10 protein-coding genes are annotated in these 11,949 nt (G+C 40.0%); 5 read left to right on the top strand and 5 right to left on the bottom strand.

What is annotated here, in order from left to right:
• Nucleotides 1–109: 109 nt before the first annotated feature.
• Both H6A27_RS05660 and H6A27_RS05655 read right to left on the bottom strand, forming a co-directional pair.
• Nucleotides 110–601: a PaaI family thioesterase gene (locus tag H6A27_RS05660; protein WP_204401296.1), complete on the bottom strand. Its 492-nt coding sequence runs from the start codon at nt 599–601 to the stop codon at nt 110–112.
• A gap of 12 nt (nt 602–613) precedes the next feature.
• Nucleotides 614–913: a Dabb family protein gene (locus tag H6A27_RS05655; RefSeq protein WP_204508004.1), complete on the bottom strand. Its 300-nt coding sequence runs from the start codon at nt 911–913 to the stop codon at nt 614–616.
• 95 nt (nt 914–1,008) lie between these two features.
• On the opposite strand from H6A27_RS05655, the gene H6A27_RS05650 reads away from it, so the two are divergent.
• Both H6A27_RS05650 and H6A27_RS05645 read left to right on the top strand, forming a co-directional pair.
• Nucleotides 1,009–2,379: an MltF family protein gene (locus H6A27_RS05650; RefSeq protein ID WP_338083596.1), complete on the top strand. Its 1,371-nt coding sequence runs from the start codon at nt 1,009–1,011 to the stop codon at nt 2,377–2,379.
• A gap of 110 nt (nt 2,380–2,489) precedes the next feature.
• Nucleotides 2,490–4,745 carry a S9 family peptidase gene (locus H6A27_RS05645; RefSeq protein ID WP_204508002.1) on the top strand — a complete coding sequence of 752 codons (2,256 nt, stop codon included), beginning with the start codon at nt 2,490–2,492 and terminating at the stop codon, nt 4,743–4,745.
• A gap of 101 nt (nt 4,746–4,846) precedes the next feature.
• On the opposite strand, the gene trxA is transcribed toward H6A27_RS05645, so the two are convergent.
• From trxA to H6A27_RS05630, 3 genes are all read right to left on the bottom strand, one after another.
• Nucleotides 4,847–5,146: a thioredoxin gene (gene trxA, locus H6A27_RS05640; RefSeq protein WP_204508001.1), complete on the bottom strand. Its 300-nt coding sequence runs from the start codon at nt 5,144–5,146 to the stop codon at nt 4,847–4,849.
• A gap of 166 nt (nt 5,147–5,312) precedes the next feature.
• Nucleotides 5,313–5,915: an OmpH/Skp family outer membrane protein gene (locus H6A27_RS05635; protein WP_204508000.1), complete on the bottom strand. Its 603-nt coding sequence runs from the start codon at nt 5,913–5,915 to the stop codon at nt 5,313–5,315.
• A 24-nt stretch (nt 5,916–5,939) separates the two neighbouring features.
• On the bottom strand, nt 5,940–6,167 hold the full coding sequence (locus H6A27_RS05630) for a hypothetical protein (protein WP_154043896.1): 228 nt from the start codon (nt 6,165–6,167) through the stop codon (nt 5,940–5,942).
• Nucleotides 6,168–6,402: 235 nt separating this feature from the next.
• Here H6A27_RS05630 and H6A27_RS05625 point away from each other — a divergent pair, with 235 nt between their 5' ends.
• The 3 genes from H6A27_RS05625 to H6A27_RS05615 all read left to right on the top strand — a co-directional run bounded on the left by H6A27_RS05625 (nt 6,403) and on the right by H6A27_RS05615 (nt 11,937).
• Complete coding sequence (locus H6A27_RS05625) at nt 6,403–7,860, top strand: aminoacyl-histidine dipeptidase (protein WP_204507999.1); 1,458 nt, start codon at nt 6,403–6,405, stop codon at nt 7,858–7,860.
• Nucleotides 7,857–8,879 carry an endonuclease/exonuclease/phosphatase family protein gene (locus H6A27_RS05620; protein WP_455577796.1) on the top strand — a complete coding sequence of 341 codons (1,023 nt, stop codon included), beginning with the start codon at nt 7,857–7,859 and terminating at the stop codon, nt 8,877–8,879. The genes H6A27_RS05625 and H6A27_RS05620 overlap by 4 nt, the downstream gene beginning before the upstream one ends.
• A gap of 103 nt (nt 8,880–8,982) precedes the next feature.
• Nucleotides 8,983–11,937, top strand: coding sequence for a PEP/pyruvate-binding domain-containing protein (locus H6A27_RS05615; protein ID WP_204507998.1), 2,955 nt, complete (start codon nt 8,983–8,985; stop codon nt 11,935–11,937).
• Nucleotides 11,938–11,949: the final 12 nt, after the last annotated feature.

Below are 11,949 nucleotides of genomic sequence, written 5' to 3'. Positions count from 1 at the left end.
TGATGTAGTGCATTTGTAAAAATCATAACTTTTTCTTCTTGTTTGCGACAAAAGTATAGTGAAAGATTTATAAATCCAAATTTTTAATGTAAAATATTAGATTTTTCTTTCAAATTAATGGATTTACATCCTCTTCTTCTGTTTCGCATCCGTTGAAAAACATGTCTTTTTGTGCCTTTTCCTTAGAGAATGTGAAGTAGGTACATGTAGCTTTTGTACATTCTTCGCCATTCATATTAAAGATTGATGCGTCTACCAATATTATGTTTCGTTTCTGTTCTCTGATACGTGCACGTAGTACCACATAGTCATCGGTAGTCATAATGGATTTCATGTATCTGGTTTCCATTTTTGACGTTACACCGGTAGTCTGAAGCTTTCTGGCTATTACCCAAGCGCAGATTTCGTCCAGCAGTGTAGCCTGTATGCCGCCATGCAATGTGTTTACCCATCCCTGATATTTTGCTTCGGGATGCCAGATACTCACTATGTCATCTCCGTCCTCGTAGAACTCCATTTTTACTCCGGCTTCATTGTTTGGTGCGCATCCGAAGCAGTAATAACCGTCCATGCCTTTCCATGGGTTGATAATCTTTTTCATAGGCTGTTACAATTATATTTCAAAATCCACGCACGCTCTGTCTTCTTTTGCGTCTTTTATTATTCCGGCAGCAGCCACGTGGTCAGGATGAACAGAGTATGCTTTTACATCTTCCAGTGAATCGAAAGTGCTGTCGAGGCAGATATCCCATTTTTCTGAAGGATTGATATTCAGTCCTACGTGTATATCTTTTATGAATTTGATTGTTTGAGGCAGTGCTTCAATAGCCGACTTGAAATTGTTCATTATTTCAATTTTCTCATTTTCAGACAAGCTTTCTTTCAGCTTGAACATAACAATGTGCTTGACCATAGTTTGTATATTTTATTTATTATCGTATTTTTGTATGCAGCAAAGATAGTGATTAATTATTAAAATGTGATGCGATGAAGAAACGTAGATTTTTAATACCTTCAATAATAGTGTTAATTCTAGCTTTTATAAGCATACCGTTTGTTATTAATAAAGAGCATGATACAGTCATTATTCACGATGACCTTGACCAAATTATTGAAGATGGCGAGCTTATTGTGTTGACAATAAACAGCTATGCATCATATTTTAATTACAGGGAGGTTCCTATGGGATTCCAATATGAACTGGCACAAGGATTTGCAAAATCTTTGGGGGTAGAACTGAAGGTCATAGTATTGAATTCAGAGGTTGAACTTGTTGATGCTTTGCATAGTGGGGAAGGTGACCTTATAGCCTATAATCTTGCCATAACAAATGAAAGAAAAAAAGATTTGATATATTGTGGAAAAGAAAATATATCACATCAGGTTTTAGTTCAAAGAAGTAGTAAGGATGCACTGAATGATGTAACCCAGTTAGTAGGTAAAGAGGTATATGTAATGCCTGGAAAGTATAAAGAACGACTTGATAACCTTAATCATGAATTGGGGGGAGGTATAATAATACATGAAGTAACCGAAGACAGTATAACTAATGAGGATCTTATCGAAATGGTAGCCAAAGGTAAAATAGATTATACTGTGACAAATAATGAATTGGCAAAAATCAATAAGACATATAATCCTAATCTTGATATCAGTATGGAAATCAGTTTCGACCAGCGTTCTGCATGGGCGGTTAGAAAGACTTCTCCTAAACTGGCTGAGGCTGCCGACAAATGGCATAGAGAGAATATAAACTCTGCGGGGTATGAGGCTAGTGCCAAAAGATATTTTGAACTGAACAAACATACTCCTCAAGCTGCAATTCTTTCTCTTGAGGATGGCAGAATATCTTATTATGACGATTTGTTCAGGAAATATGCATCACAGATAAACTGGGACTGGAGATTACTTGCCGCTTTGGTCTATACTGAGTCAAACTTTAATCCGTCGGCAGTCTCTTGGGCCGGTGCGAAGGGGCTCATGCAGCTTATGCCTTCTACAGCCAGAGCATACGGCGTTCCTGCAGGAATGGAAAGTGATCCGGAACAGAGTATCAAGGGCGGTGTTAAATATATATCAGAGTTACAGAATATTTTTTCCAAAGTAAAGGATGATAAGGAACGAATGATGTTTGTTCTTGCTTCGTATAATTCCGGTATAGGGCATGTGTTTGACGCAATGGCTCTGGCAGAGAAATACGGTAAGGACAAGTACGTTTGGGATGGAAATGTAGCGGTATATATGTTATTGAAGAACAAGGAAGAATATTACAAGGATCCTGTTTGTAAGAGTGGTTATTTCAGAGGTACGGAAACTTACAATTTTGTGCGTGATGTACTTACTCGAGCTGATGTATATATCAAGAATATAAAAAAATGATATAAGAAGCAACATATGGCTGAAAATTTTATTTGTATAACTTTCATCCTTATTTAAATAATAGATGTAAAATGAATGTTTTATTATTATTTTGAAAGGTAATTTCAATTATGAACAACTATTTAAAATCGAGCTTTCTGTTATTGGGACTTGCATGTTCTTTTTCTGCTGAAGTTTTGGCTCAAGGTACGGTAGAGGACTATAATCGTGCTTATAGCCTTCGTCAGAAATATAGTGCAAGAAACGTCCTGTATAGTGATGTCGTACCTCATTGGATAAACAAGAGTGATGCGTTCTGGTATATCCGTAATACAGAAAAAGGCAAGGAATATGTCAAGGTAGATGCTTCTGACTCAAAGCGTATTCCTTTGTTTAATCATGAGAAGCTGTCGGCGGCACTTTCTGAGCTATCAGGAAAGGAAGTAGAACCATACGCATTATCTCTTAACAGTGTGCTTTTTAATGAGAGGCAAGATACACTGCGCTTTATCTTTGATGGCAAGCATTGGGCTTATAGTTTAAAGAAAAATCGTCTTGTTTCGGAAGGAAATGTCCAGCCTGCCTCTCCGCAGCCTCATTGGATGGTAGTAGATGATGAGAAAAACGGTTCTCCGGTTACATCGCCCGATGGCAAATATGTAGCATTTATCAAGAATGATAATGTATATGTGCGCGAAATCCCTACCGGTAAGGAAAAGCAATTGAGTATCGATGGAACATTGAGTAATTATTATTCTTCATATATCCAATGGTCGCCGGATTCTAAGTCTGTCGTTTCATGCCGGATACGTCCTATTGAGAAACGTTATGTATATTATGTAGAATCGTCTCCTTCAGACCAGCTTCAGCCGAAGTTACACAAGCAGGAGTATGCCAAGCCCGGCGATGAACTTAGATTCAAGGTTCCGTGTATCTTTAATGTAGAGACAGGAAAGGCATTGATTCCTTCTACAGAACTGTTCAGTCATCAGTATGAATTACTTGGCCCTTCATGGAATGATGATAGTAAGGCAGTGACGTTCGAGTATAATGAACGTGGTCATAAGGTATATAGAGTTCTTGAAATGTCGGCTACGGACGGAAGTGTGCGTACTCTGATTGAAGAAAAAGAAGAGAAATACGTAAATTACCCGCGTATATACCGCAATTATCTAAGCGACGGCAAGAGAATTATCTGGTCTAGCGAGAGAGATAATTACAATCATCTCTATATGTATGATCGTGCTACTGGAAAACCTACACATCAGATTACTAAAGGCGAGTGGTACGTCCGTGGCGTACAATACGTTGACGAGCAGAATGAGGAAATCTATTTCTCTGCCAATGGTATGAATAAGAATGAAGACCCGTATCTGATACATTACTATAAGATAAACTTTGACGGTACAGGTATGGTGGAACTGACTCCTGAAGAGGGTATGCACAAATGCTGCTTCTCTGCCGACCATAAATATCTTGTAGATGTATATAGTAAGGTAGACCAGGCTCCTGTAGCTGTTCTTCGTAACGCAAGTAATGGCAAGATATGTATGAATCTTGAGAAGGCTGATATTTCTGCATTGGTGGAAAATGGCTGGAAGGCTCCTGAAGTATTTTCGGCAAAAGGCCGTGACGGAAAGACTGATATCTGGGGAGTTATTTACCGTCCTTCAAATTTTGATCCAAGCAAGAAGTATCCGATAGTAGAATATATCTATTCAGGACCTGGCGACCAGTATGTTCCTAAAACATTCTCTTCATATAACTGGTGGATGACATCTCTGGCAGAACTGGGATTTATTGTTGTTCAGGTTGACGGAATGACTACATCTTTCCGTTCAAAGGAGTTTGAAGAAGTATGCTATAAGAATCTGAAGGATGCCGGACTGCCAGACCATATCGCATGGATAAAGGCTGCGGCAAAGAAGTATCCTTATATGGACATTGACAGAGTAGGAATATTTGGCTGTTCAGCTGGGGGACAGGAATCTACAGGTGCGGTTTTATTCCATCCTGAGTTCTATAAGGCTGCATACTCGGCATGTGGATGTCATGACAACCGTATGGATAAGATATGGTGGAATGAGCTTTGGATGGGATATCCGGTTGATGAGTCTTATTCTGCATGTTCGAATGTTGATAATGCACATTTACTTACCAGACCATTGATGCTTGTGGTAGGCGAAATGGATGATAATGTTGATCCTGCTTCAACAATGCAGGTGGTTAATGCTTTGATTAAAGCAGGTAAAGATTTCGAACTTGTTGTTATTCCGGGAGCACGTCATACTATGGGTGATGACTTCGGTGAACATAAAAGATATGACTTTTTTGTAAAGCATCTTATGGGTGTCAATCCTCCTTCATGGGATAAAATAAAAAAATAAAATAATAAAATCAGCCAACTAATTCATAAACATAATGTTGCGAATTAGATGGCTGTTTTATTTGAACAATAAATGATGAAAAATGAGTGTTTAATTATTTTTTATTTGAACATTTCTACGATTTTATTCAACTCTCCAGCGTTTATTACTCCACTTTGTCTCCACATTTGTTTTCCGTTTTTGAAAATCATCAGTGTAGGTACAGACTGTATGCTGTATTGCATGGCAAGTGCATTATTTTTATCAACATCTACTTTTACTATTCGCACCTTGTCGCCTTGCATATCTTTAACCTGTTTCAGAATAGGAGACATGGTTTTGCAAGGACTGCACCATTCAGCAAAGAAATCCACAATTACAGGTACGTCTGATGAAGATATTAATTCGTGAAAAGTTTCCATAATGTCTATCGTTGTATGTTGTCGTGATTTAGTTATAAAACAAACTAGACATAGCTTTTGTTCGATACAAAAATAAAAAAAGGTGGAAAAAATCCACCTTTTTTTTATTTTCATTTTGTGCTTTAAATAGTGTTTAAATGCTGTTTAAACACTATTTAAAAAGTTATTATTTGTTGATACCCGAGTAACGTGCGTTAAGTCCGTCAACAATTTCCTGTGTGATATTATATGCAGGATCTGCATAAAGAAGGTTGTCGAAACCTGTGTTACTGATAATCAAGCTATAACCTTTATCCTTGTTGTAGATTTTAAGGAATGAGTTGATAGAGTCTCTCAGCTGAAGACTGTTCTTCTGATTTTCGTCAGCAAGGTCCTTGCTAAGTTTTTCCTGCAAAACCTGAAGATCCTGCTGCTGTTTGATGATGCGGTTCTGCTGCTGCTGAGCGCTTTCAGCACTTACGAAACCATTGTTTTCATATTTACGCTGGAATTCTTTCATTGCTGCATCAAGAGCTTTTGCCTTTTCGTTAAGAGTAGTACGGATATTTTCTTCCTTCTTAATCATAAGTTCGTTCAGGTCGTTCCAGAAACGGTATTTTGTAAGAAGCGAGTCTATTTCTACGTATGCAATCTTCATGTTTGTTGTACCGGTAGCTGCAACAGGTGCTGCTGTCTGTGTTGATTCACCATTGTTTCCTGCGCACTGTACAAACATTACAGCCATAACCACAGCTAAAAATCCTTTAAGGATGTTCTTAGTCTTTCTCATAAATTTCTATATCATTTAAGTTAATTATTCTTCTTCTTCATTTTTCTGTCTTTCCGAGATGGCGTTAGGATTGGTTTTACGCTGCTCTCTGTCCTGCGATTGTACGCATCCGATGCCTCTTTCACGCATGGCTTTACTTCCGCTAACATGTGTATTAGGGAAACGTCCGTTCTTTTTGAACAGTATTTTTACGCATAATAGTGCTATACAGACAGCTACTATTATAAGTGTAGCGAGTATTATCTTAAGCATTGCTATAGTTTTTATGATAAATAGGATACTGTTAGGGATAGTCAAAATTTGAAAAACTACCTTTTTCATTTGCCTCTCCGCTCACCTTTCACTATTTTTGTGGTGCAAATATATAGTTTTGTTACGATTAAAACTTCACAATGCTTTTAAAAAAGTCATTATAAAGGTGTAAATCGGCTTATTTAACTTATTTTTACATAGAAAATAAATACATAAATGCTTAATACTGATTATTATGGAAGTAAAAGATTTGACTCCTAAGATTGTTTTTCATTATTTCGACGAAATATGTCAGGTTCCCCGTCCTTCTAAAAAGGAAGAGAAAATCCGTGCTTATCTTATCGCTTTTGCCGAAAGCAAAGGATTGGAATATAAAGTGGATGAAGCCGGAAATGTCCTGATAAAAAAGAATGCCACTCCTGGAATGGAAGACAGAAAGACCGTAATTCTGCAGTCGCATATAGATATGGTTTGCGAAAAGAATAATGATACTGTACATGATTTCGAAAACGACCCAATCCAAACATATATTGATGGTGAATGGCTGAAGGCTAAAGGTACTACTCTCGGTGCGGACAATGGTATCGGTGTTGCAACTCAGCTGGCTGTACTGGCATCAGATGATTTGCGGCATGGTCCTGTTGAATGTCTGTTCACGGTGGATGAAGAAACAGGTCTTACAGGAGCATTTGCATTGAAAGAAGGTTTTATGAACGGCGACATACTTCTGAATCTTGACTCGGAAGACGAAGGCGAACTGTTTATAGGATGTGCCGGTGGTGCTGGTACGACAGCTTTATTTCCTTGTCCGATGGTAAACTCACCTGAAGGATATTTCTTCTTCAGTGTAACTGTGAAAGGACTTACCGGTGGACATTCGGGCGATGACATCAATAAGAAAAGAGCTAACGCAAATAAGTTGCTCAATCGTTATCTGATGCAGCTGTCCGCAAGATATGATTTGCGTATAGCTGAGATAGACGGTGGAAACCTGCATAATGCCATACCTCGCGAGGCTCATGCCGTATGTGCGGTGCCGATGAAAGATAAAGAGTCTGTACGCGTTGACCTGAATATCTTCCTTGCCGAGGTGGAAAATGAATTTTCGGTGACTGAACCTAATATAAAAATGGATCTTGAATCTGAGACAGCTATGCCTCAGGTTATTGAAAAACAGGCTATGATGAATTTCCTTAATTCAATTCATGCCGTGCATAACGGTGTGTTCGCTATGAGTCAGGATATGGAAGGTCTGGTAGAAACATCTTCAAACTTAGCTTCTGTAAAGATGAAAGACGGACAGATAGTTGTTGTGACAAGCCAGCGCAGTTCTATTCTGTCTTCACGCATTGACATGTCGCAGACAGTGCGTTCGGCATTCGAACTTGGTGGAGCGACAGTGACTACAGGTGACGGCTATCCTGGATGGAAACCAAATCCTTCGTCAGAAATTCTTAATGTGGCAGTAGAAAGCTATAAGAAACTGTTTGCTACAGAGCCTAAAGTGAAGGCCATTCACGCTGGTCTTGAATGCGGACTGTTCCTTGAGAAATACCCTTCTCTTGATATGGTATCTTTCGGTCCTACTTTGAGAGGTGTTCATTCACCGGACGAAAGGATGCTTATCCCGACTGTAGATAAGTTCTGGAGACATTTACTTGACGTACTTAAGAATATTCCTGCGAAAGCATGATAATGGTTATAAGAAAAATGCTGTTATGTTGGGCAGTAGGGTTCATTACGGTGAGCCTTGCTGCCCAACAGCGTTTTTTAGTGATGGAGTATAACACAGAGAACTTTTTCGATTGTCGTCATGATTCTTTAAAGAATGATTTTGATTTCCTACCTGACAGTCCCCGTGGATGGAATTACAGGAAATATTTCAGTAAGGCTGTAAACATATCCAAGGTGATATATTCCGCTTCGATGGATAATGCTCCGGATATAATAGGACTGTGTGAGGTGGAAAATGAATATTGCGCCGAGACTCTTACTAAGTATTCTCCTTTACGTGAATTAGGGTATGAATATGTGATGACTGACTCACCGGACGAACGCGGAATAGATGTCCTTTTGTTATATCAGCCATATACTTTCAGACTTCTTGCAAGTCAGACTGTAAGAGTACCTGTTCAGGAAATAGGTGGGAAGCCAACTCGCGATATACTTCACGTCTCAGGAAGGATAGTTTCGGGAGATACTCTCGATGTGTTTCTTGCACATTTCCCGTCGCGTTCAGGAGGCAGACTGAAGACTGAACCTTTCAGGATTATGGCTGCCAGGTGTCTGAAATCTCTTTCGGACAGTGTTATGAGTACAAGGCTAAATCCCAATATTATAATAATGGGCGATTTTAATGACTATCCTGATGACAAATCACTTGTAGAGATACTTAAGGCACAGAAGCCGTCTGGCAGAACGGAAGTCAGTAATTTGTATAATCTTATGGATGGGAAACCTTCGGGAACATATAAGTATCGTGGAGAGTGGGGAAGTTTAGACCAGATGATTGTGAATGGTAATCTACTTGGAAACGGCAACATAAGGACAGATTACGGCAAAGTGAGAATACTCGATTTTCCCTTTCTGATGGAAGAAGATGAAAAATTCGGCGGCGACATGCCATTCAGGACGTACAACGGTATGAGATATAAGGGTGGATATAGCGACCATTTGCCGGTACTGATGGAACTTGAAGTGTATTTGCCGTAAATTCATGGTAACTTACTTTATATTTTATTTGCGTTTTATATTGCAAATACCGATATAAATGCCGATTTTTGTTTTTTAGAAACAAGATAAATCAATATTTACTATGCTCAGTAAGCTAAAGTTAAACCTTCTTTATTTTAAGGATACACAGTTTGCCAATCTTATGACAAAGCGTATATTCAACGTTTTGCTGGTGGCAAATCCGTACGATGCATTCATGCTTGAGGATGACGGCCGTATAGATGAAAAGATTTTCATTGAATATATGAACCTGAGTTTGAGGTATCCTCCACGTTTCACACAGGTCTCTACTCCTGAAGAAACATGGAAACAGTTGGGCAATACCATGTTCGACCTTGTGATATGTATGCCTGGAACAGACAGTAGCGACACTTTCGATATCGGTCGTGATATCAAGGCCAAATATCCGCATATTCCTATTATTGTCCTTACTCCATTCTCGCATGGCATAAAAGAAAGAATGGAACATGAGGATTTAAGCATATTCGACTATGTTTTCTGCTGGTTGGGAAATACCGACCTTCTTGTGTCTATTATAAAGCTTATCGAGGATAAGATGAACCTCGAACATGACATCAAGGAAGTGGGGGTACAGATGATAATGCTCGTAGAGGACTCAATCCGCTTCTATTCATCAGTCCTTCCTAATCTTTACAAGTTTGTCCTGAAGCAGAGTCAGGAATTTGCGACAGAGGCGCTGAACGAGCATCAGCGTACACTTCGTATGCGTGGTCGTCCTAAGATTGTGCTTGCCCGCTCATACGAGGAAGCAATGCACCTGTATGAAATGTTCAGCAATAACATATTGGGTATAATATCCGACGCAAGATTTCCGCATGAAGGCAAGATAGATCCTTTGGCGGGAGTAAAGCTTCTCAAAGAGGTACGTGATAGAGACCCGTTTGTACCTCTAATCCTTCAGTCGTCCGAGGAAGATAATCGCAAGTATGCAGATGAATGCAAGGCTGTTTTTATCGATAAGAATTCCAAGAAGATGAATATTGACCTTCGTGAGGCTGTTTCGGAAAACTTTGGTTTCGGCGATTTCGTATTTATCAACCCTGAGACAAAAGAGGAAGTGGCCAGAGTCCATAATCTTAAGGAACTGCAGAATATAGTTTTCTCCATTCCGGCCGATTCATTCCATTATCATATAAGCCGTAATCATGTGTCGCGCTGGCTATACTCGCGCGCAATATTTCCTGTTGCCGAGTTCCTTAAGCAAATTACCTGGGATTCGCTTCAAGACCTTGACGCGCACAGGCAGATTATTTTCGAAGCTATTGTGCGCTACCGTAAGATGAAGAACCAGGGCGTGGTAGCCGAATTCAAGCGCGAACGTTTCGACCGTTACTCAAACTTTGCCAGAATAGGTGAAGGCTCGTTGGGAGGTAAAGGGCGTGGTCTGGCGTTTATTGACTATATCATAAAGCGTCATCCGGACTTCGAAGATTTTGAAAATGCGTCAGTAGCTATTCCAAAGACTGTGGTCTTGTGTACAGATATATTCGACGAGTTTATGGACACTAACCGTCTTTACCAGCTTGCGTTGAGCGATGCCGACGATGAGGTCATTCTCAAGGCATTCCTGAGAGCAAAGTTGCCGGATCGTCTTGTAGAAGATTTCTTTGCTTTCTTCGATGTAGTAAAATCGCCTATAGCCATACGTTCGTCCAGTTTGCTTGAGGATTCGCATTATCAGCCGTTTGCGGGTATATATTCCACCTACATGATACCTTATCTGGAAGATAAGTACGAGATGCTGCGTATGTTGAGCGATGCCATTAAGGGAGTTTATGCCTCTGTGTTCTACAAGGACAGCAAGGCTTATATGCAGGCCACGAGCAACGTCATAGACCAGGAGAAGATGGCTGTAATACTTCAGGAGGTAGTCGGTACACAATACGGCGACCGTTATTATCCTGCTATCTCGGGTGTGGCACGCTCAATAAACTATTATCCAATAAACGACGAGCTGGCTGAGGAAGGAACTGTAAGTCTTGCGTTGGGACTTGGAAAATATATAGTCGATGGGGGACTTACGTTGAGAGTGTGTCCTTATCATCCTGATAAGGTGTTGCAAACCAGCGAGATGGAGATTGCATTGCGCGAGACACAGACACGCTTCTATGCTCTCGACCTTAAAAACATGGGGCATAACTTCTCTCTCGACGATGGTTTTAATTTATTGAAACTTAATGTAAAGGATGCCGAAGATGATGGCTCATTGAACTATATAGCTTCCACTTACGATCCGTACGACATGGTTATACGTGACGGTATATACCCCGGTGGACGAAAACTTATAACATTTGCCAATATACTTCAGCATGACGTGTTCCCGCTTGCAAGGCTGTTGCAGTTGGCACAGAAATACGGTCAGGGAGAGATGCGCCGTCCGGTAGAGATAGAATTTGCGGTAAACTTCGATGCGAACAAAAAAAGCGGTGTATTTTATCTGCTGCAGATTCGTCCTATGGTGGATATCAAGGCCGACCTTGACGAAGACCTCAATCTGATTCCTGAGGATAAGATTATTCTTAAGAGCGAGAATTCGCTCGGACATGGTGTGATGGACGATATATGCGATATTATATATGTAAAGACCGATGGATATACGGCTTCGAACAATCAGCTTATTGCATACGATATCGAGAAACTGAACAAAAAATTCCTCGACGAGGGAAAGCATTATGTTCTTGTTGGTCCGGGAAGATGGGGTAGTAGCGATACGTGGTTAGGCATACCGGTAAAGTGGCCTAACATCTCTGCTGCAAGAATAATTGTTGAGGCGGGCCTGACAAACTATCGTGTTGATCCGAGCCAGGGAACTCACTTCTTCCAGAATCTGACATCATTCGGCGTGGGATATTTCACGATAAACGCATTCATGAACGACGGAATATACAATCAGGAGTATCTTGACAGTCTGCCTGCCGTGGAGGAAACAAAGTATCTGCGTTGGGTAAGATTTGAGAAACCTCTAACCGTGAAAATGGATGGAAAGAAAAAGATTGGGGTGGTAAGTTTGCAGTGAATAAACTGATAA

Source organism: Bacteroides caecigallinarum (assembly GCF_016902295.1).
Classification (GTDB): Bacteria; Bacteroidota; Bacteroidia; order Bacteroidales; family Bacteroidaceae; genus Phocaeicola; species Phocaeicola caecigallinarum_A.
The sequence above is the reverse complement of the archived record's forward strand: the minus strand, read 5'-3'. Positions and strand labels throughout refer to the sequence as shown.

Bases quoted from the DNA above. Each gene is read 5' to 3' on its own strand.
- H6A27_RS05660 (WP_204401296.1), bottom strand. From the start codon at position 601: ATGAAAAAGATTATCAACCCATGGAAAGGCATGGACGGTTATTACTGC.
- H6A27_RS05655 (WP_204508004.1), bottom strand. From the start codon at position 913: ATGGTCAAGCACATTGTTATGTTCAAGCTGAAAGAAAGCTTGTCTGAA.
- H6A27_RS05645 (WP_204508002.1), top strand. From the start codon at position 2,490: ATGAACAACTATTTAAAATCGAGCTTTCTGTTATTGGGACTTGCATGT.
- trxA (WP_204508001.1), bottom strand. From the start codon at position 5,146: ATGGAAACTTTTCACGAATTAATATCTTCATCAGACGTACCTGTAATT.
- H6A27_RS05635 (WP_204508000.1), bottom strand. From the start codon at position 5,915: ATGAGAAAGACTAAGAACATCCTTAAAGGATTTTTAGCTGTGGTTATG.
- H6A27_RS05630 (WP_154043896.1), bottom strand. From the start codon at position 6,167: ATGCTTAAGATAATACTCGCTACACTTATAATAGTAGCTGTCTGTATA.
- H6A27_RS05625 (WP_204507999.1), top strand. From the start codon at position 6,403: ATGGAAGTAAAAGATTTGACTCCTAAGATTGTTTTTCATTATTTCGAC.
- H6A27_RS05620 (WP_455577796.1), top strand. From the start codon at position 7,857: ATGATAATGGTTATAAGAAAAATGCTGTTATGTTGGGCAGTAGGGTTC.
- H6A27_RS05615 (WP_204507998.1), top strand. From the start codon at position 8,983: ATGCTCAGTAAGCTAAAGTTAAACCTTCTTTATTTTAAGGATACACAG.